We start from the raw sequence: 19,207 nt of genomic DNA, 5'->3' as shown, positions 1-19,207 counted from the left end.
TCAGCGCGCGAGGGTCTCGTTGAGCAGCTGCGCCAGCCGGTACGCGGCCTGGCGCACGCGCTGCTCGGCCAGCGGGCGGTGCTGGTCGAGGTAGCCGTGGTCGAGCTTGTGCCCGTCCGGGTACAGCTTGCGACCCGGGATCAGCCGGCACGACTCCGCGGCCCAGGCGTCGGCCGCGCTCAGCGGCGTCGTCTGCGGCGGCCACGGCAGCGCATCGAGCTTGCGCGCGTAGCGCGGCACGTCGAGGCCCAGCGACACTAGCACGTAGTAGTCCCAGATCGAGTGCAGGTTGGTGCCCATCACGCCGTCGACGTAGCGGCTGCGCGCGTAGGCCTCCGGCTCGATCGGCGTGCGCAGGCTGATCTGGTAGCTGTTGCCGCCGCGGTCGTCGGTGCTGTTGGCGTGGAACGGCTGGTGCACGTCGCCGACGAAGTGGACCAGGAACTTCAGCGCGTCGCGACGCGCTTCGATCGGCTGGGCGCGGTCGGCGAGGATCGCGCGCTGCGCGTTGATCGCGCCGACGACGCACTCGCCGCCTTCGCACTGGTCGGCCTGCACGCGGCAGGTGCCCGGCTCGGTCTTGACGTAATGCCAGCGCGAGGTGCGGCGGAACGCCTCGGGGCTGCTGCTGCGCAGTTCGTCGGCCCAGTTGGCGACGCCGGCCAGCGTCGGCTCCTTCTCGCCGGCGAGCAGCTCCTGCACCTGCGCGCGCGCGGCGGGATCGAGGTGGCGCTCGGCCAGATCGCCGACGAGGCGGTGGCCGAGCGCGCCCCACGCGTCGACGCGCGCGGGCAGCAGGACGAGGAGGGCGACGAGGCAGGCGAGGGCGATCCGGTTCATGCCGACAGTCTAGCGGACCGCCCCGCGCCCGCGCCGCCGCGGCCGGGCGCTCAGAACCGCCAGACGTACGTCGCGCCGTAGGCCAGCGGATCGATCTCCACGGTGCCGAGGCCGGCGCCGTCCAGCGAGACGTCGGTGTCGATGTCGATCCAGCGCGCGTCCACGCGGATTGCCCCGCGTTCGCCGACGCGGACGTCGACACCGGCGTGCAGCGCCGCGCCCCACGAGTCGTCCAGCGCCAGCCGGCTGCCGGCCAGCGCGCCGCGCTTCTCCTCCTTGAAGAAGGTCGTGTAGTTGACGCCCGCGCCCACGAACGGCGACACCGCACCGGCGTGGTTGAAGTGGTACTGCAGCGACACGGTCGGTGGCAGGTGGCGGGTCGATCCGACCTCACCGAGCCCGGCGACGGCGATGTCGTGCTCGAACGGCAGCGCCGCGAGCAGTTCGATCCCGAGGCCGTCGCGGATGAAGTACTCGGCCATGACCGTCGGACGGGCGTCGCCGCCGACGTCGACCGCGAGCGTGCCGCCGGCGAGGCGGCCGTTGCCGGACTTCGGGTCGACCTGGTGTGCGCCGATCGCGACGGTCCAGTCACCCTGCGACTGGGCGGCGGCGGGCAGTGCGGCGGCGGCGAGGCTGGCGGCGAGCGCCAGGCGGATCAGGGTGGACATGGCGGTGCTCCTCGGAAGATGGCGCCAGTTTGGGCAGCGGCTGAATGCGCGGCTTGACCGCGATCAAGACGCCGCGGGTGGCCGCGTGCAGCGGCGTCCGCAGGTGGCCGCCGTCCGGGCGGCCGGCGCCGCGCTGGTAGAATGGGGATCCACGTTTCGCATCCACCGCCCTTCAGGACAGGAGCCCCACGCAATGGCGATCAAGGTTGGCATCAACGGCTTCGGCCGCATCGGCCGCAACGTGCTGCGCGCCGCCGTGCAGAATTTCGCCGACGAGATCGAGATCGTCGCGATCAACGACCTGCTCGAGCCCGACTACCTCGCCTACATGCTGCGCTACGACTCCGTGCACGGCCGCTTCCAGGGCGACGTCTCGGTCGACGGCAACACCCTGATCGTCAACGGCAAGAAGATCCGCCTGACCCAGGAGCGCGACCCGGCCAACCTGAAGTGGGACGAGGTCGGCGCCGAAGTCGTCATCGAATCGACCGGCCTGTTCCTCGACAAGGCCACCGCGCAGAAGCACCTCGATGCCGGCGCGAAGAAGGTCGTGCTGTCGGCGCCGTCGAAGGACGACACGCCGATGTTCGTGCACGGCGTCAACTGCAAGACCTACGCCGGCCAGGCGATCGTCTCGAACGCCTCGTGCACGACCAACTGCCTGGCGCCGATCGCCAAGGTGCTGCACGACAAGTGGGGCATCAAGCGCGGCCTGATGACCACGGTGCACGCCGCGACGGCGACGCAGAAGACCGTCGACGGCCCGTCCAACAAGGACTGGCGCGGCGGCCGCGGCATCCTCGAGAACATCATCCCGTCCAGCACCGGCGCAGCCAAGGCCGTCGGCGTGGTGCTGCCCGAGCTGAAGGGCAAGCTGACCGGCATGGCGTTCCGCGTGCCGACCTCGGACGTGTCGGTGGTCGACCTGACCGTCGAGCTGGAGAAGCCGGCGACCTACGCCGAAATCTGCGCCGAGATGAAGGCGCAGTCCGAGGGCGCGATGAAGGGCGTGCTCGGCTACACCGAGGACAAGGTCGTGGCGACCGACTTCCGCGGCGACGCGCGCACGTCGATCTTCGATGCCGAGGCTGGCATCGCGCTCGACGGCACCTTCGTCAAGATCGTCAGCTGGTACGACAACGAGTGGGGCTACTCGAACAAGTGCCTCGAGATGGTCAAGGTCGTCGCGGCCAAGTAAGCCGCCGCCACCGCGCACCCCTACGAAGCCCCGGTTCGCCGGGGCTTCGTCGTCTGGGTCAGTCGCCCGGCGCGCGCCAGGACAACGAAAGATCGAAGTCGGCGACGTCCGTGTCGCCATTGTCGACGGCGTCGTGCCGTCCCCTGTGGCGTCCTGCCGTGACCGCCGCGACGCTCCGGTCGCGGCCGATGGCGCTCCGGCCATCCCTGGGCGGCGTCCTGCCACCCATTCCATTGCCCACGCGCATCGGCGCGCCGGGCAACCCTGCGCGACGCGCCTTGCCGCGCGCCGCGCAATCCGTCGTTTCGCGGCGCGTCAGAACGCCGCGTCGAACGCGACCTCGCCCTGCACGCCGACCTGGTATGCCGACACGCGGCGCTCGAAGAAGTTGGTGACCTCCTGCACGTCCTGCAGGTCCATGAAGGCGAACGGGTTGCTGGCGCCGAAGTGCCGCGGCAGGCCGAGTTGGGCGAGCCGCTGGTCGGCGACGTACTGCAGGTACTGGCGCATGTCGCGGGTCGACAGGCCGGCCACCCCGCCCGACAGCACGTCCTCGGCGAACGCCATCTCGCACTCGACCGCGTCCTCGAGCATGCGCACGACCTGTGCCTGCAGGTCGGCGTCGAACAGGTCCGGCTCCTCGCTGCGCGCGGTGCGGATCACCTCGAACGCGAACGCCATGTGCCCGCTCTCGTCGCGGAACACCCAGTTGGTACCGGACGCCAGCCCGTGCAGCAGCCCGCGCGAGCGCAGGTAGTAGACGTAGGCGAACGCGGCGAAGAAGAACAGGCCCTCGATGCAGCACGCGAAGCAGACCAGGTTCAGCAGGAATCGCCGGCGGTCGTCGCGCGTGCCCAGCCGCTGCAGCGACTGGATCGAGTCCATCCACCGGAAGCAGAACGCGGCCTTGGCGCGGATCGACGGGATGTTCTCGATCGCGGCGAACGCCTTGGCGCGCGCGACCGGGTCGGGCAGGTAGGTGTCGAGCAGGGTCAGGTAGAACTGCACGTGCAGCGCCTCCTCGTACAGCTGGCGCGACAGGTACATGCGCGCTTCCGGCGCGTTGATGTGCTGGTACAGGTTCAGCACCAGGTTGTTTGACACGATCGAGTCGCCGGTGGCGAAGAACGCGACCAGCCGCTCGATCAGGTGGCGCTCCGCCGGGCCGAGCTTGTGCTTGAGGTCGTTGACGTCGAGCGCGAAGTCGACCTCCTCGACCGTCCAGGTGTTGCGCACGGCGTCGCGGTACATCTCGTAGAACTGCGGGTAGCGCATCGGCCGCAGGGTCAGGTCGAAGCCGGGGTCGAGCAGGCGGGGCGCGGCGGGGTCGGTCATCGTTCGGGTCTCGGTGGGGCCCGCCCTTCAGCGCGGGCGGCGGTCGCGGTCGGCGGGGGAGGAAGCGGACCGCGGTCGCGCCGGCCGGCTGAAGGGAAGGGAGGCGGTGTGGTGCGGTGCGCGCCTACTGGCACGCCTCGCAGCTTTCGGGGTTTTCCAGCGAGCAGGCGATCGACTCGGCCGACGCGGTGTCTGCATACGCAGTGCGCGGCTCCTGCATCGCGCCGGCCGACACGGTGGCCTTGGCGATCTTCGTGGCCGGGCGCGAGCGCAGGTAGTAGGTGGTCTTGAGCCCCTGCTTCCACGCGTACATGTACATCGACGACAGCTGGCCGATGTTCGGGCTCTCGATGAACAGGTTGAGCGACTGGCTCTGGTCGATGAACGCGCCGCGCTCGGCGGCCATGTCGATCAGCGAGCGCATCGGCAGCTCCCACGCGGTGCGGTAGACCTGCCGCAGCGACTCGGGGATCTGCGCCAACCCCTGGATCGAGCCCTCGGCCAGCTTGACCGCGTCGCGCAGCTCGGCGGTCCACAGGCCCAGCGCCTTGAGCTCCTCGACCAGGTAGCGGTTGACGACGAGGAAGTCGCCCGACAGCGTCTCGCGCTTGAACAGGTTCGACACCTGCGGCTCGATGCACTCGTAGCAGCCGGCGATCGACGCGATCGTCGCGGTCGGCGCGATCGCGATCAGCAGCGAGTTGCGCAGCCCGCGTTCGCGGATCCGCACGCGCAGCGCGTCCCAGCGCTCCGGCTGCGACGGCGCCACGCCCCACGCGTCGAACTGCAGCTCGCCCACGGACGCGCGGGTGTCGGCGAACGCAGGATGCGCGCCGCGTTCGATGGCCAGCTCGTTCGACGCCGACAGCGCGTGGAAATAGACCGCCTCGGCGATCTCGCGCGACAGCGTGCGCGCGGCGTCGGAATCGAACGGCAGGCGCAGCTTGAAGAACACGTCCTGCAGGCCCATCACGCCGAGCCCGACCGGGCGCCACTTCAGATTGGCGTTTCGCGCGGTCTCGATCGGGTAGTAGTTCAGGTCGATCACGCGGTCGAGCTGGCGCACCGCAAGTCGCACGGTTTCGGCCAGCCGGTCGAAGTCGAAGCGGCCGATCGACGCCCGTCCCGCGTCCCCGTGCACGGGGCCGTCGGCGAACAGCTCGACGTGGTGCGACAGGTTGATCGAACCGAGGTTGCACACCGCGGTCTCGTCCTGCGAGGTGACCTCGAGGATCTCGGTGCACAGGTTCGACAGGTGCACGACGTTGCCGTCGCGCAGGGTCTGATTGCACGAGCGGTTGGACTTGTCCTTGAAGTTCATCCAGCCGTTACCGGTCTGCGCGAGGCTGCGCATCATCCGCGCGTACAGCTCGCGCGCCTTGACGGTTCGAACGGCCAGGCCGGCGGCTTCCGCGGCGCGGTAGGCGCGGTCAAACGCGTCGCCCCACAGGTCGGTCAGCTGCGGCACCCGGTGCGGGTCGAACAGCGACCAGTCGCCGTCGGCCTCGACCCGGCGCATGAACTCGTCCGGGATCCAGTTGGCGAGGTTGAGGTTGTGCGTGCGCCGCGCCTCGTCGCCGGTGTTGTCGCGCAGCTCGAGGAACTCCTCGACGTCGGCGTGCCACGGCTCCAGGTACACGCAGGCCGCGCCCTTGCGCTTGCCGCCCTGGTTGACCGCGGCGACCGAGGCGTCGAGCGTCTTCAGCCACGGCACGATGCCGTTGCTCAGGCCGTTGGTGCTGCGGATCAGCGAGCCGCGCGAGCGGATGCGGGTGTAGCTCAGGCCGATGCCGCCGCTGAACTTGCTCAGCTTGGCCACGTCCATGTAGCGCCGGTAGATGCTCTCGAGCGAGTCCTCGGGCGAGTCGAGCAGGAAGCAGCTCGACAGCTGCTCGTGCGTCGTGCCGGCGTTGAACAGCGTCGGCGACGACGGCAGGTAGTCCAGCTGCGCCATGCGCCGGTACAGCGCCAGCGCGTCGCCGACGTCCTCGCTTAGCGCGCAGGCGATGCGCAGGAAGAACTGCTGCGGCGTCTCGATCACCGTGCGCGCGGTCGGGTGGCGCAGCAGGTAGCGGTCGTACAGCGTGCGCAGGCCGAAGTAGTCGAAGCGCTGGTCCAGCGCCGGGTCGATCGCGTCGTTGAGCTTGCGCGCGTGCGCCTGCACGAACGCCAGCAGGCGGTCGTTGATCAGGCCGGCGTCGACGCCGCGTTGCACCGACTGCGAGAACGCGTGGATCTCCTGCCCGGCGACCTCCTTCTCGATCACCTGCGCGAGCAATCGCGCCGCCAGTCGCCCGTACTCGGGCTCCTCGGCAGTCAGCAGCGCGGCGGTGCGGATCGACAGCTCGTCGAGCTCGCACGTGCTGGCGCCGTCGTACAGGCCGGAGATCGTGCGCGTCGCCACGCGCATCGGGTCGACCGCGTACAGGCCCTCGGCGTTGCGCTGGACCGCGCGCACGATCTTGTTGAGGTCGACCGGCTCGCGCCGGCCGCTGCGCTTGGTCACGGTCATCGTCAGGCTGGTCGCCGGCGGCGTCAGCGCGAAGCCGGGGGCGGGCGGAGCGGGGGTGGCTGCGGCGGCGTCGGCAGCGGATGCGGCGACGGGCTCGACGAGGTCGACGTCGGACGGAACGGTCATGGCGGTCTCCAGTGCATGGCGCACGTTCGCCGCCCCTCCCTCGGGGACGACGCACGGGAACGCGGATGCACCGGCGGCGCGCGAAAGGCATCGCGCCGACGGCACCGCCACGCCCCCGCGGGCGCGGAATCCGGAGGGTGGGGTGCGGGTGTCGCGCAGGCCGAGACGGCCCGCCGCGGCGACTGAGTGGCCGGCGCCGTGCGACACCGACCGTCCTCCCCCGAGGACTCGCTGGCCGGTCACCGCGCGGTGTGCTTCGCGCGGCTGTCGGCAGGTCTTCGGACTCGTGGACCGGACGCGTGCGCCGTGCGCACCGCATCGCCTACTGGCCGTCGCTTCCCAGGGCGCGGGGCCCCAGTGCATGTGACGGCGGTCGTTTCCACTTACCGCTGCGGGGCAGTGCCGGAATTGGATCGGCCTGACTGGCCGCGCCGCACCGGACTTCCCTTTTAAGCCGACCGCGAGGCCGGCACCGACTGCCACAACATAGTGGGGTGGATGGAGTGCGTCAACACGAAATGTAGGTTTCATTCGGCGACGCCCGTCGCTGAACGGCCGCCGCGGTGCTGGTGTAACGTGCGCGCAGGACAGGGGTGCCGGGGACGGGGATGTCGGGACTGATCGGATTGCTGGTGCTGGCCCTGTTGGCCGTGCCGGTGCTGCTGGTGATCGCGCTGGTGATGGTCGCTGGCCTGCGACGCCGGGTCGCGGCGCTGGAGGCGCAGGTCGCCGGTTTGGCCTCGCGTGCATCGCCGGCCGCAGCCGCCGAGCCCGCCCCCTTGGCCGACAGCGAGCCGACGCTGCAGGACTGGATGCGCGCGCGCGCCGCGGCGCCCACGGTGGCCGCGCCACCCCCCGCCGCCGGCAACCCGCCGGCGTCGCCGCGCGCCGCCACCGACCCGGCGCGCGCGGTGTTCGACGGCGCGTCCGCGGGTGCGCCACCCGCCGCGACCGATGCCGCGCTGGACGCCGCGGCGCCACCGGTGCCGCCGCCGCTGCCGCTGCCGCCGCGCGCCGCGCCCGCGTACGCACGCCGCCCGCCGCCGCCGAACCCGTTCGACCTCGCCTTCCGCGCCGCCCGGCGCTGGTTCACCGAAGGCAACCTGCCGGTCAAGGTCGGCGTGCTGGTGCTGCTGGCCGGCGTGGCGGCGCTGCTGAAGTTCGCCACCGACGCCGGCCTGCTGTCGCTGCCGATCGAGCTGCGGTTGGGCGCGGTCGCGCTCGCCGCGATCGGCGGGCTCGTGTTCGGCTGGCGCCAGCGCGAGGCGCGCCGGCCGTTCGGCCTCGCGCTGCAGGGCGGCGCGATCGGCGTGCTGCTGCTGGTGGTGTTCGCCGCGTTCCGGCTGTACGGCCTGCTGCCCGCCGGCGCCGCGTTCGCGCTGAGCGTGGCGCTGGTCGCCGGCATGGGCGTGCTGGCGGTGCTGCAGAACGCGCTGGCGCTGGCCGTGTTCGCGGTGCTGGCCGGCTTCCTCGCGCCGATCTGGCTGTCGACCGGGCAGGGCAACCACGTCGCGCTGTTCGGGTACTACGCGGTGCTCAACGTCGCGATCGCGGCGATCGCGTGGTGGCGCCCGTGGCGGCTGCTGAACGTGCTCGGCTTCGTGTTCACCTTCGCGATCGGCACCGCGTGGGGCGTGCTGCGCTACCGGCCGGACGATTACGCGACGACGCAGCCGTTCCTGCTGCTGTTCTTCGCGCTGTACCTGGCGATCCCGATCCTATTCGCGCGCCGTCGCGGCGCCGCGCGGCGCGACGCGATCGACGGCTGCCTGCTGTTCGGCACGCCGCTGGTCGCGTTCGCGCTGCAGGCCGCGCTGCTCGACGGTGAGCGGCTGCCGCTGGCGTACTGCGCGCTGGCGCTGGGCGCGATCTACGCGCTGCTCGCCGCCGCCCTGCGGCGATACGAGCACTTGGCCGCGCTGGTTGCGCCGTACGCGGTGCTGGCGGTCGGCTTCGCGACGCTCGCGGTGCCGTTGGCGCTGTCGGCCAGCGCGACCGCCTGCGTGTTCGCGCTCGAAGGCGCCGGGCTGGTGTGGCTCGGCCTGCGCCAGCAGCGCGCGCTGCAGGTGTTCGCCGGCGTCGTGCTGCAGCTCGCCGCGGCGCTGGCGTTCGTGTTCGGCAGCGGCGACGCCGGCAGCGCGCCGATCGCCAATGGCGCCTTCATGGGCGCGCTGCTAATCGCGGTCGCCGCGCTGGCCAGCGCGTGGAGCTTCCACCGCGCCGGCTCCACCGCCGCGGCGGCGCTGTTCTATGCGTGGGGCCTGGCATGGTGGGCCCGCGGCGGACTGGGCGAGATCGAGCGTTTCGTGGCAATCGACGCGCGCGCCGACGCGGTGCTGGCGTGGTCGGCCGCGACCGGCTGGCTCGCGGCGGAAGCGCTGCGCCGAGTAGAGGCGCGCGCGCTGGCGTGGACGGTTGCGGCCGCGCTGTGGGCGGCCGTGCCGCTGGCGTGGTGGCAGGACGCGGCGCATGCGCAGCCGTTCGCGGGCCTTGGCTGGGCCGCCTGGGCGGCGTACGCGCTGTTCGGCGTGCTGGCCCTGCGCCGGCTGGCCGCGCGCGACGACGAGGCCAGCGGCGCCGCACACGTTGGCTGGCTGGCGTCGTGGACGATGGCGCTGTCCCTCGCCGCGTACGAAACCGCGCGCGTCGCGGGCCTCGGTGACGGATGGCGATTCGCCGCGGCCGCCTTGCCGACGCTGGCCGTCGCGGCGCTGCTGCACCGGCGGCCGGGTACGCTGGCGATGCCGTTCGGCGCGCGCTTCGACGCGTGGCGCGACAGCGCGCAGGGCGCGACGGCCGCGGTGCTGGTCGCGCTCGGCGCGGTCAGCCTCGCCGCGCTCGGCGGCAGCGCGCCGCTGCCGTGGGTCAGCGTGCTCAATCCGCTCGAGCTGTGGCAGCTCGCCGCGCTCGGCGTGCTGGAGGCGTGGCTCGCGTCGGACCGCGCGCCCGACGGGCTGCGCGCGCGGCGCGTGCCGCTGCTCGCCTTCGCCGGGTTCGCGTCGATCACCGCCGCGACGCTGCGCGCCTGCCACCACTGGGGCGACGTGCCGTGGGGCGCCGGCATGCTCGGCTCGAACCTCGTGCAGACCAGCCTGACAGTCGTGTGGAGCGTGCTCGGCGTCGTCGGCTGGATCGTCGGCTCGCGCCGCGGCCAGCGCGGGCTGTGGCTGGCCGGCGCGGTGCTGATGGGCGTCGTGCTGGTCAAGCTGGTGCTGGTCGACCGCCAGCACCTGGGCAACCTGACCGGCATCGTTTCGTTCCTCGCCTACGGCGCGCTGTGCGCGGTCGTGGGCTACTTCGCGCCGCAGCCGCCGCGCGACCCCGACCTCGGCCCCCTCGAACCGGAGCAGGCGCGATGACGCGTTTGACCATGCCAGTGCTGCTGGGCCTGCTGCTCGGCCCGCTCGCCGCCACCGCCGCGCCGCGCGACGACTACGCCGCGCAGTGGCCGCTGACGCTCGGCCGCGACGGCGACGGCGCGTACCGCGTCGTGCTCGATGAGGCGGTCTACCGCCAGGTCGGCCGCGCCGACATACGCGACCTCGACGTGCTCAACGGCGACGGCCGCAGCGTGCCGACGGCGCTGTTCGCGCCGGACAACGCGGTCGCGCGGCCGGCGCCGCGCATCGCGCTGCCGTGGTACCCGCTGCCGGCCGTCGCGCCTTCGCCGTCCAGCGGCTGGCGGCTGTCGACGCAGGCCGATGCCGACGGCCACCTGCGCCGCGTCGACGTGCAGGTGACCGACCCGGCCGCGGCGACCGCGCCGCGCACCGCGGTGCTGATCGACCTCAGCCGCGTGCGCGAGGCGGTGACCGCGCTGTACCTGACGTGGAAGCCGGTCGACGAGCTCGACGTCGGCCTGCGCGTGGAGGCAAGCGACGACCTCGACCGCTGGCAGCCGCTCGCCGCGCGCGGCCGGCTGGTCGACCTGACCCGCGAAACCCAGCGGCTGGTGCAACGACGCGTCGCGCTGTACGGGCTGCTGCCGCACTACCAGCGCGCGCGCTACCTGCGGCTGGTGCCGGACCGCCTCGACCAGGCGTTCGAGATCACCTCGGTGCAGGCCGAACTCGCGTCCGCGGTCGGCGCCGCGCCCACGGCGTGGCTGACGCTGGACGGGCGCCGTCAGGAAGCCGACGGGCGCACGACGTTCGAGTTCGACCTCGGCGGGCGTTTCCCGATCGAGCAGATCGACCTTGCGCTCGACGGCTACCACGCCGGCGAGTGGCGGCTGGAGAGCCGGGACGATGCGGACGCCGACTGGCGCCCGCGCAGCGCGCCGTGGGTCGCGTACCGGATCGACGGCGACGGCGGGCGTTCGCCGGCGCGGGCGCTCGGCGCCGTCGTGCGCGACCGCTACTGGCGGCTCGGCACGGTCGGCAGCGTCGACGGCACGCCGCGGCTGCGCGCGGGCTACCGGCCCGAGGTCGTCGTGTTCGTCGCCCAGGGCGCCGGGCCGTACACGCTGGTGGCCGGCAGCGCGCACGCGGCGCGGGCCGACGCGCCGCTGCCGCACCTGGTCACCGCGATCCGCCGGCAGCGCGGCGCCGAGTGGCAGCCGACCACCGCATACCTCGGGCGAACGGAGCCGCTGGCCGGCGATGCCGCGCGTTCGCCGCGGCGCGACTGGAAGGCCTGGCTGCTGTGGGGCGTGCTCGCGCTCGGCGCACTCGTGGTCGCCGCGTTCGCGCTGACGCTGCTGCGGGTGTCGCGCCCGGCCTATTCGGCCGATGCCGCCGATGCCGCGAGCGATCGCGCGGTGGATGACACTGCGGCGCCCGAGCCGGCCGACCGCAATCCCTCGGCCTGACGCGCGCGCCGCGCCGGCGGCGCGGTTCCCATCGCCGCGCCGGCCCGCGACAATAGCGGGCTCGGCGCCCGCGCCCGTCCCGATGCCCCTGGAGGCCCCCGTGTCCATCGTCCGCATGTCCGACCTCGACCTCGCCGGCAAGCGCGTGCTGATCCGCGAAGACCTCAACGTGCCGGTCGAGCACGTCGACGGCCAGCCGGCGCGGATCACCTCGGAGCAGCGGATCATCGCCGCGCTGCCGACCCTGTCGCTGGCGCTGGAGAAGGGCGCGGCGGTGATGGTGATGTCGCACCTGGGCCGGCCGAAGGAAGGCAGCTGGAGCCAGGCCGATTCGCTCGCGCCGGTGGCCGCGCGCCTGTCCGAGCTGCTTGGCATCGACGTGCCGCTGGTCAAGGACTGGGTCGCCGGCGTGGACGTGCAGCCCGGCCAGCTGGTGCTGCTCGAGAACTGCCGCATGAACGTCGGCGAGGGCACGGACGACGAAGCGCTCGCGAAGCAGTACGCCGCGCTGTGCGACGTGTTCGTCATGGACGCGTTCGGCACCGCGCACCGCGCGCAGGCGTCGACCCACGGCGTGATCCGCCACGCGAAGGTCGCCGCGGGCGGCCCGCTGCTGATGGCCGAGCTCGACGCGCTCGGCAAGGCGCTCGACCACCCGGCGCGGCCGCTGCTGGCGATCGTCGCCGGCAGCAAGGTCTCGACCAAGCTCGAACTGCTGCAGTCGCTGGTCGGCAAGGTCGACCAGCTGATCGTCGGCGGCGGCATCGCCAACACGTTCATCGCCGCGATGGGCCACAACGTCGGCAAGTCGCTGGTCGAAGCCGACCTGCTCGACACCGCGCGCACGATCATGGCCGACGCGAAGGCGCGCGGCGCCGAGATCCCGGTGCCGACCGACGTCGTCGTCGCGCCGGAGTTCAAGGCCGACGCGCCGGCGACGGTCAAAGCGGTCGATGCGGTCGACGCCGGGGACATGATCCTCGACATCGGCCCGGAGACTGCGGCGCGCTACGCCGAGATGATCCGCGGCGCCGGCACGGTGGTGTGGAACGGCCCGGTCGGCGTGTTCGAGTTCGACGCGTTCGGCAAGGGCACCGAGGCGCTGGCCCGCGCGATCGCCGCGTCGAAGGCGTTCTCGATCGCCGGCGGCGGCGATACGCTGGCCGCGGTCGACAAGTACGGCATCGAGCGCGACGTCTCGTACATCTCCACCGGCGGCGGCGCGTTCCTCGAGTTCCTCGAAGGCAAGGAGCTGCCGGCGGTCACCGCGCTGAAGGCGCGCGCCGGCTGATCTGACCGCTCCGGACGCGGGGCGAGCGCCCCGCCGCGCCCGCGCTCAGTCGAGCGCGGTGCGCGGCCGCGAAGCAGGCGGCGCGTCGATGAAGTCCCGCGCCAGCAGTCCGTACAGCGCGGTGTCCTGCAGTTCGCCGGCCACGCACCAGCGCTCGCGCAGCAGCCCCTCGCGCACGAACCCGAGGCGCTCGACCAGCCGGCACGACGCGAGATTGCGCGGGTCGATGTCGGCCTCGATCCGGCGCAGTGCCAGCAATGCGAACACATACGCGAGCGCCAGCCGCAGCGCCTCCTGCGCATGGCCGCGTCCCCACGCCGACGATCGCAGCGCGTAGCCGACTTCGGCGCGCCCCTGCGCGCGATCGATGCGGAACACGGTGACGCCGCCGAGCAGGCGGTCGTCGTCGCGGTCTGCGATCGCCCAGGCCAGGTACGCATCCGGGTCGTTGCCGGCCTGCGCAACGGCCAGCCGTTCCCGGGTGCGATCGACGTCGGTCCACGCCGGCGTGCTCCAGAAGCGCATCACCGCCGGGTCCGAATGCACCGCGTGCAGGTCGTCGAGGTCGTCGTCGCGGTGCGCGCGCAAGCGCACGCGCGCGCCTTCGAGCGCAGGCGGAAACGCGGGTCTGGCGAGGGTCGATGCGTCCATCGGCACAGAATACGTATGCAGTCCGTGACCGTGGAACGCCTGTGCTAGCGTGGCCCGCAACCACCCACCCGTGCATCCCATGTCCGTCCCGCCACGCCGCACCAAGATCCTCGCCACCCTCGGCCCGGCGACCGACGCGCCCGGCGTGCTCGACGCGCTGCTGCGCGCCGGCGTCAACGCGGTGCGGCTGAACTTCTCGCACGGCGACCCCTCGGCGCAGGTCGCGCGGGCGCAGGCGGTGCGCGAGGCGGCGCAGCGGCTCGGCATCGAGGTCGGCATCCTTGCCGACCTGCCCGGGCCGAAGATCCGCATCGAGAAGTTCGCCAACGACAAGGTCCGGCTGAAGGCGGGCGACCGCTTCACCCTGGTCGCGAATGCGGACGCGCCGCCCGGCGACGAGACCCAGGTCGGCGTCAGCTACCTCGGGCTGCCCGGCGACGTCGCTCCGGGCGACGTGCTGCTGCTCGACGACGGCGTGGTGCAGCTGCAGGTCGACGCCGTCGACGGCGAGCGCATCGTCACGACCGTGCTCAACGACAGCACGCTGTCGAATCGCAAGGGGCTCAACAAGCAGGGCGGCGGACTGTCGCTCGGCGCGCTGACCGAGCACGACAAATCCCTGATCGCGGTGGCCGCGCAGATCGGCGTGGACTTCATCGCCGTGTCGTTCTGCCGCAACGCGCAGGACATGCACGACGCGCGCGCCGTGGCGCGGGCGCACGGCTGCGACGCGGCGCTGGTGTCGAAGATCGAACGCGCGGAGGCGATCGAGAACCTCGCCGAGATCGTCGAGGCCAGCGACGTGGTCATGGTCGCGCGCGGCGACCTCGGCGTGGAGATCGGCGACGCCGAGCTGCCGGGCCTGCAGAAGAAGATCATCCGCGAGTCGCTGGCGCAGAACCGGGTGGTGATCACCGCGACCCAGATGCTGCAGTCGATGGTCGACTCGCCGATCCCGACCCGCGCCGAGGTGCTCGACGTCGCCAACGCGGTAATCGACGGCACCGACGCGGTGATGCTGTCGCAGGAAACCGCGGCCGGCAGCTTCCCGGTCAAGGCGGTCGAGGCGATGGCGCGCATCTGCGCCGGCGCCGAGCGCCACTTTGCCCACGACACCGATTTCGAGAAGGCGCAGCGCGGCCTCGAGCGCGCCGACCAGGCGATCGCGATGGCGACGATGTTCCTGACCGAGCACATCGGCGTGCGCGCGATCGTCGCGATGACCGAGTCCGGCGGCACGCCCCGCTACCTGTCGCGGTTCCGCTCGAACGCGCCGATCTACGCGTTCGCGCGCCACGACGGCGCGCGCCGGCGCATGGCGCTGATGCGCGACGTGTTCCCGATGGGCTACGACAGCCGCGGCCAGACCCCGCGCGAGGCCGCCCGCGGCAGCGTGCGCACGCTGGTCGAGGCGGGCCTGCTGTCGCCGGGCGAGCGCGTGGTGTTCACCAGCGGCGAGCACATGGAGACCCACGGCGCGACCAACACGCTGCGCCTGCTGCAGGTCGGCGCCGACGGCCGCGCCGAGGGCCTCGGCGAGCTCTGACGCCGCGCGGCCGCGGCCGCGAGACCGGGCGCCGGTGCGGCGCCGCGTGGGACCCTGGGCCGACCGGCAGCCGGGGCGGGCTATAATTCCGCCTCTTTCCACCCGCTGCCGCAGGACGTCCATGAGCATCGAACAGCTTGCCGAAACCGCCCTCGCCATGGTTGCCCCGGGCAAGGGCATCATCGCGATCGACGAGTCGAACGCCACCATCGCCAAGCGGTTCGCCGGCGTCGGCATCGAGAACACCGAGGAGCACCGCCGGGCCTACCGCGAGCTGCTGCTGACCACGCCGAAGCTGGGCGACTACATCTCCGGCGCGATCCTGTACGACGAGACGATCCGGCAGTCGACCAAAGACGGCGTGCCGTTCGCCCGGCTGATGGCCGAGCGCGGCATGATCCCCGGCATCAAGGTCGACAAGGGCACGTTCCCGCTCGCCGGCTGCCCGGGCGAGGTCGTCACCGAGGGCCTCGACGGCCTGCGCGCGCGGCTCGAGGAGTACTACAAGCTCGGCGCGCGCTTCGCCAAGTGGCGCGCGGTCATCAACATCGGCGACGACATCCCGTCGGGCACCTGCATCGACTCCAACGCCCACGCGCTGGCCCGCTACGCCGCGCTGTGCCAGGAGCAGGGCATCGTGCCGATGGTCGAGCCGGAAGTGATCATGGACGGCAGCCACGACATCGAGACCTGCTTCGAGGTCACCGAGGTCACCCTGCGTTCGCTGTTCGCGTCGCTGTACGAGCACAGCGTGATGCTCGAGGGCACGATCCTGAAGGCGTCGATGGTGCTGCCGGGCAGCACCTGCGCCGAGCAGGCCACGGTCGAGGAGGTCGCCGCGGCGACGCTGCAGTGCCTCAAGGCGACCGTGCCGGCGACGCTGCCGGGCATCGTGTTCCTGTCGGGCGGCCAGAGCGACGAGGCCGCGACCGCGCACCTCAACGCGATGAACCAGATGGGCCCGAACCCGTGGCCGCTGTCGTTCTCGTACGGCCGCGCGATGCAGTCGGCCGCGCTGAAGCTGTGGTCGCAGGACCTCGCCGGCAACGTCGCCGCCGCGCAGGCGACGGTGTATGCCCGCGCCCGCGACAACGGCCTGGCCGCGCTCGGCCAGTGGCAGGCCGCCGCGTAATCCGCGCGCGCTACGCTGCAAACGCAGAACGCCGGCCTCGCGCCGGCGTTCTGCTGTGTGTGCGTCGCGATCGCCCGGTGCCGCGGTGGCTCAGGCCTCGCTGGGCGCCGGCAGCACGGCCGCCACCGCGTCGCGGTAGCGCGCGGTCATCGCGGCGTCGAAGCAGCAGAACACCACCTGCCGCGGCGGCGTGTCGCGCAGCAGCCAGTCGTGCACGGTCGAGACCGCCAGCGGCACGGCCAGCTCGGCCGGGTAGCCGTACACGCCGCAGCTGATCGCCGGGAACGCGATCGAATGGGCGCCGCGCAGTGCGGCCAGCTGCAGGCTGGCGCGGTAGCAGGCCGCCAGCAGCGTCGCCTCGTCGGCGTGGCCGCCCTGCCAGACCGGGCCGACCGTGTGGATCACGTGGCGCGCGTGCAGGCGGTGGCCGCCGGTCGCGCGGGCCTCGCCGGTCGGGCAGCGTACCCCCGGGCGTACCTCGGGCAGCGCCGCGCATTCGGCCAGCAGGCGCGGGCCGGCCGCGCGGTGGATCGCGCCGTCGACGCCGCCGCCTCCGAGGAGGGCTTCATTCGCCGCATTGACGATCGCGTCGACGGCGAGCGCGGTGATGTCGGCTTGGAGGACCTGGATGCGCAAGGACGTGCCGGAAGCGGAAACCGGTTCCATCTTCGTGTGTACGTGCCGTGCACGGCAATCCCGCCGACGCCCGCTGGGCCGCCGTTCGTCGCGCGGCACCGGCGCGCGTGGCCCGTTCCGTGCGCGCGTTCGCAGTCCGCGCGCGCGCCGGCGACTACAGCGTCGCCAGCCAGTCGTCGTCCGAGCCGTCCGCGACGCCCTCCATCAGGATCGTCGACAGGTAGCGTTCGCCGGTGTCGGGCAGCATCGCGAGGATCACGTCGCCGTCGTTGGCCCGGGCGGCCACGTCGAGCGCCGCGGCCATCGTCGCGCCCGCGGAAATGCCGACGAAGATGCCTTCCTCCGCGGCGAGCCGGCGTGCGGTGTCGCGCGCGACCAGGTCGTCGACCGGCAGCACCTCATGGGCGACGTCGCGGTTCAGCACCTCGGGGATGAAGTCCGGCGTCCAGCCCTGGATCTTGTGCGGCTGCCACTCCTTGCCCATCAGCAGCGCCGCGCCGGCCGGCTCGCACGTGGTGATGCGGACCTCGGGGCGGCCGGCGCGCAGCATTTCGCCGACGCCGGTCAGCGTGCCGCCGGTGCCCCAGCCGGTGACGAAGTGGTCGAGCCGCCGGCCGGCGAAGTCCTGCAGGATCTCCGCCGCGGTGGTCTGCCGGTGGTACGCCGGGTTGGCCGGGTTCTCGAACTGGCGCGCGTAGAACCAGCCGTGCTGCTCGGCGAGCGCTTTCGCGCGCCGGACCATGCCGCTGCCGCGCTCGGCCGCCGGGGTCAGGATCACCTTCGCGCCGTATGCGCGCATCAGCTTGCGGCGCTCGATCGAGAACGTTTCTGCCATCGTCGCCACGAACTTGTACCCGCGCGCCGCGCACACCATCGCCAGGGCGACGCCGGTGTTGCCCGACGTGGCCTCGACCACGGTGTCGCCGGGTTTCAGCAGGCCGCGGGCTTCGGCGTCGAGGATGATCGCCAGCGCCAGCCGGTCCTTGACCGAGCCGCCGGGGTTGAACGATTCGACCTTCGCGTAGACGGTGACGTGCGACGGGGCGATGCGGTGCAGCCGGACGATGGGGGTGCGTCCGACGGTGTCGAGGATGCTGTCGTGGATCATGGGCCGGTGACTCCGGGGTCGGGGGATGCAGGATGCATCCGGATGAGACGGCGTGCCGTAGGAAAGGAGGCCGCGCGGGGTGACGCGTCGCTCACTGCGCTGTGCCAGAGTGGGACGCTGCGCCAACCCGGTCACGGGCTTTGCCGAGTCGGCTGTAAACCCCACCCCGTCAACCTTTGGCCCACGCGGGCGTTGATGCTCCGCGGCTAGACTCGCCGCTGCCCAGCGTCGACCCCCATAGAGAGAGGCATGCGTAACCAGATCCTGCCCGGCGCGCTAGGCGCCTTCGCGTTCGCCCTGCTGCTTGCCGCGTGCGGCAAGGACGCCGCTCCCCAGCAGGGCGGCGACCGCCCGGTCACCGTCACCACCCAGGTGCTGCGTCCGCAGCCGTGGAACGATACGTTGCAGGCGCTCGGCACGGTCAAGGCGCGCGAGTCGGTGACGATCACCGCCAAGGTCAGCGAGACAGTGCAGCGCGTGCACTTCGACAGCGGCGACGTGGTCGCGGCCGGGCAGCCTTTGGTGACGCTGAGCGGGCAGGCGCAGCAGGCCGAGCTGGCCGCCGCGCAGGCGCAGGCGGTCGAGGCCGACCGGCTGTTCCGCCGCCAGAGCGAGCTGGCCGCCCAGCAGCTGGTCGCACGCTCGGCGCTCGACACCCAGCGCGCCGCGCGCGATGCCGCGAACGCGCGCGTCGCCGAGATCCGCGCCAACCTCGGCGACCGCGTGATCCGCGCGCCGTTCGCCGGCGTGCTCGGCCTGCGCCAGGTCAGCCCCGGCACGCTGGTGACCCCGGGCACCGCGATCGCGACGCTCGACGACACCGCGCGCGTGTTCGTCGATTTCCCGGTGCCGGAGCTGCGGCTGGCCGAGCTGGCCGCGGGCCAGCGACTGTCCGGGCGCACCGACGCCTACGCCGACCGTTCGTTCGACGGCATCGTTTCGACCGTCGACGCGCGCGTCGACCCGACCACGCGCGCGATCACGGTGCGCGGCGACTTCATCAACACCGACCGCACGCTGCGGCCGGGGATGCTGCTGCGGGTCGAACTGCAGCGCCCGCAGCGGCAGGCGCTGCTGCTGCCGGAGATTTCGGTGGTGCAGGTCGGCAGCGACACCTTCGTGTATCGGGTCAAGGCGGACGGCACGGTCGAGCGCGTCGACGTCACGGTCGGCACGCGCCGCGACGGCCTGGCCGAGATCGCGACCGGCGTGCAGGCCGGGGACCGCATCGTCGTCGACGGCACCGGCAAGCTGCGCCCGGGCGCCAAGGTGGTCGAGGCCAAGGCCGCGGCCCCGCAGCCCGCCGACGCCGACGCCAAGCCCGCCGCGCCCGCCACGCCGTGATGCCCCG

At 72.6% G+C, this 19,207-nt stretch carries 14 protein-coding genes and 1 riboswitch; of the genes, 7 read left to right on the top strand and 7 right to left on the bottom strand.

Features of this window, described 5'->3' with window-relative positions:
• A complete protein-coding gene (locus tag D3A60_RS12245) occupies nt 1-840 on the bottom strand; it encodes a S1/P1 nuclease (protein ID WP_119718914.1) in 840 nt (279 codons plus the stop codon).
• A 50-nt stretch (nt 841-890) separates the two neighbouring features.
• Nucleotides 891-1,511, bottom strand: coding sequence for an OmpW/AlkL family protein (locus D3A60_RS12240; protein ID WP_119718913.1), 621 nt, complete (start codon nt 1,509-1,511; stop codon nt 891-893).
• A 193-nt stretch (nt 1,512-1,704) separates the two neighbouring features.
• Here D3A60_RS12240 and gap point away from each other — a divergent pair, with 193 nt between their 5' ends.
• Nucleotides 1,705-2,709, top strand: coding sequence for a type I glyceraldehyde-3-phosphate dehydrogenase (gene gap, locus D3A60_RS12235; protein WP_119718912.1), 1,005 nt, complete (start codon nt 1,705-1,707; stop codon nt 2,707-2,709).
• Nucleotides 2,710-3,024: 315 nt separating this feature from the next.
• On the opposite strand, the gene D3A60_RS12230 is transcribed toward gap, so the two are convergent.
• Together D3A60_RS12230 and D3A60_RS12225 are read right to left on the bottom strand one after the other, a co-directional pair.
• Nucleotides 3,025-4,044: a ribonucleotide-diphosphate reductase subunit beta gene (locus D3A60_RS12230; RefSeq protein ID WP_119718911.1), complete on the bottom strand. Its 1,020-nt coding sequence runs from the start codon at nt 4,042-4,044 to the stop codon at nt 3,025-3,027.
• A gap of 124 nt (nt 4,045-4,168) precedes the next feature.
• Complete coding sequence (locus tag D3A60_RS12225) at nt 4,169-6,556, bottom strand: ribonucleoside-diphosphate reductase subunit alpha (RefSeq protein WP_231120511.1); 2,388 nt, start codon at nt 6,554-6,556, stop codon at nt 4,169-4,171.
• Nucleotides 6,557-6,934: 378 nt separating this feature from the next.
• A riboswitch (cobalamin riboswitch) is annotated at nt 6,935-7,174 on the bottom strand.
• Nucleotides 7,175-7,290: 116 nt separating this feature from the next.
• Between D3A60_RS12225 and D3A60_RS12220 the strand changes: the two genes are divergently transcribed.
• The 3 genes from D3A60_RS12220 to D3A60_RS12210 all read left to right on the top strand — a co-directional run bounded on the left by D3A60_RS12220 (nt 7,291) and on the right by D3A60_RS12210 (nt 12,783).
• A complete protein-coding gene (locus D3A60_RS12220) occupies nt 7,291-10,041 on the top strand; it encodes a DUF2339 domain-containing protein (RefSeq protein ID WP_119718909.1) in 2,751 nt (916 codons plus the stop codon).
• The gene (locus D3A60_RS12215; protein ID WP_119718908.1) at nt 10,038-11,492 is read left to right on the top strand and encodes a DUF3999 domain-containing protein; all 1,455 of its coding nucleotides are present in this window, start codon (nt 10,038-10,040) and stop codon (nt 11,490-11,492) included. Before D3A60_RS12220 ends, D3A60_RS12215 begins: the two co-directional genes overlap by 4 nt.
• 100 nt (nt 11,493-11,592) lie before the next feature.
• Nucleotides 11,593-12,783, top strand: a complete 1,191-nt coding sequence (locus tag D3A60_RS12210) for a phosphoglycerate kinase (RefSeq protein WP_119719114.1) — start codon at nt 11,593-11,595, stop codon at nt 12,781-12,783.
• Between the two features lie 45 nt (nt 12,784-12,828).
• Here the strand turns inward: D3A60_RS12210 and D3A60_RS12205 are convergent, their stop codons facing one another.
• The gene (locus D3A60_RS12205) at nt 12,829-13,434 is read right to left on the bottom strand and encodes a GNAT family N-acetyltransferase (RefSeq protein ID WP_119718907.1); all 606 of its coding nucleotides are present in this window, start codon (nt 13,432-13,434) and stop codon (nt 12,829-12,831) included.
• A 79-nt stretch (nt 13,435-13,513) separates the two neighbouring features.
• Here D3A60_RS12205 and pyk point away from each other — a divergent pair, with 79 nt between their 5' ends.
• Both pyk and D3A60_RS12195 read left to right on the top strand, forming a co-directional pair.
• Entirely contained in the window at nt 13,514-14,980 is a 1,467-nt protein-coding gene (pyk, locus tag D3A60_RS12200; protein ID WP_119718906.1) for a pyruvate kinase, read from the top strand.
• 121 nt (nt 14,981-15,101) lie between these two features.
• The gene (locus D3A60_RS12195; protein WP_119718905.1) at nt 15,102-16,112 is read left to right on the top strand and encodes a class I fructose-bisphosphate aldolase; all 1,011 of its coding nucleotides are present in this window, start codon (nt 15,102-15,104) and stop codon (nt 16,110-16,112) included.
• 90 nt (nt 16,113-16,202) lie between these two features.
• Here the strand turns inward: D3A60_RS12195 and D3A60_RS12190 are convergent, their stop codons facing one another.
• Together D3A60_RS12190 and cysK are read right to left on the bottom strand one after the other, a co-directional pair.
• Entirely contained in the window at nt 16,203-16,748 is a 546-nt protein-coding gene (locus D3A60_RS12190; RefSeq protein ID WP_119718904.1) for an O-acetyl-ADP-ribose deacetylase, read from the bottom strand.
• Nucleotides 16,749-16,902: 154 nt separating this feature from the next.
• Nucleotides 16,903-17,856 (bottom strand): cysteine synthase A, encoded by a 954-nt coding sequence (cysK, locus tag D3A60_RS12185; RefSeq protein ID WP_119718903.1) that lies wholly within the window; start codon nt 17,854-17,856, stop codon nt 16,903-16,905.
• 249 nt (nt 17,857-18,105) lie between these two features.
• On the opposite strand from cysK, the gene D3A60_RS12180 reads away from it, so the two are divergent.
• The gene (locus tag D3A60_RS12180; RefSeq protein ID WP_119718902.1) at nt 18,106-19,200 is read left to right on the top strand and encodes an efflux RND transporter periplasmic adaptor subunit; all 1,095 of its coding nucleotides are present in this window, start codon (nt 18,106-18,108) and stop codon (nt 19,198-19,200) included.
• The last annotated feature ends 7 nt before the right edge of the window (nt 19,201-19,207 follow it).

The organism is Cognatilysobacter tabacisoli (assembly GCF_003586305.1).
In the GTDB taxonomy this organism is placed as follows: Bacteria; Pseudomonadota; Gammaproteobacteria; order Xanthomonadales; family Xanthomonadaceae; genus Cognatilysobacter_A; species Cognatilysobacter_A tabacisoli.
Note: the sequence above shows the minus strand (reverse complement) of the source record. Positions and strands in the feature narration are given on the sequence as shown.

Excerpts from the sequence above, each read along its gene's own strand:
- D3A60_RS12245 (WP_119718914.1), bottom strand. The coding sequence starts at position 840 with ATGAACCGGATCGCCCTCGCCTGCCTCGTCGCCCTCCTCGTCCTGCTG.
- D3A60_RS12240 (WP_119718913.1), bottom strand. The coding sequence starts at position 1,511 with ATGTCCACCCTGATCCGCCTGGCGCTCGCCGCCAGCCTCGCCGCCGCC.
- gap (WP_119718912.1), top strand. The coding sequence starts at position 1,705 with ATGGCGATCAAGGTTGGCATCAACGGCTTCGGCCGCATCGGCCGCAAC.
- D3A60_RS12230 (WP_119718911.1), bottom strand. The coding sequence starts at position 4,044 with ATGACCGACCCCGCCGCGCCCCGCCTGCTCGACCCCGGCTTCGACCTG.
- D3A60_RS12225 (WP_231120511.1), bottom strand. The coding sequence starts at position 6,556 with ATGACCGTGACCAAGCGCAGCGGCCGGCGCGAGCCGGTCGACCTCAAC.
- D3A60_RS12220 (WP_119718909.1), top strand. The coding sequence starts at position 7,291 with ATGTCGGGACTGATCGGATTGCTGGTGCTGGCCCTGTTGGCCGTGCCG.
- D3A60_RS12215 (WP_119718908.1), top strand. The coding sequence starts at position 10,038 with ATGACGCGTTTGACCATGCCAGTGCTGCTGGGCCTGCTGCTCGGCCCG.
- D3A60_RS12205 (WP_119718907.1), bottom strand. The coding sequence starts at position 13,434 with ATGGACGCATCGACCCTCGCCAGACCCGCGTTTCCGCCTGCGCTCGAA.
- pyk (WP_119718906.1), top strand. The coding sequence starts at position 13,514 with ATGTCCGTCCCGCCACGCCGCACCAAGATCCTCGCCACCCTCGGCCCG.
- D3A60_RS12195 (WP_119718905.1), top strand. The coding sequence starts at position 15,102 with ATGAGCATCGAACAGCTTGCCGAAACCGCCCTCGCCATGGTTGCCCCG.
- cysK (WP_119718903.1), bottom strand. The coding sequence starts at position 17,856 with ATGATCCACGACAGCATCCTCGACACCGTCGGACGCACCCCCATCGTC.
- D3A60_RS12180 (WP_119718902.1), top strand. The coding sequence starts at position 18,106 with ATGCGTAACCAGATCCTGCCCGGCGCGCTAGGCGCCTTCGCGTTCGCC.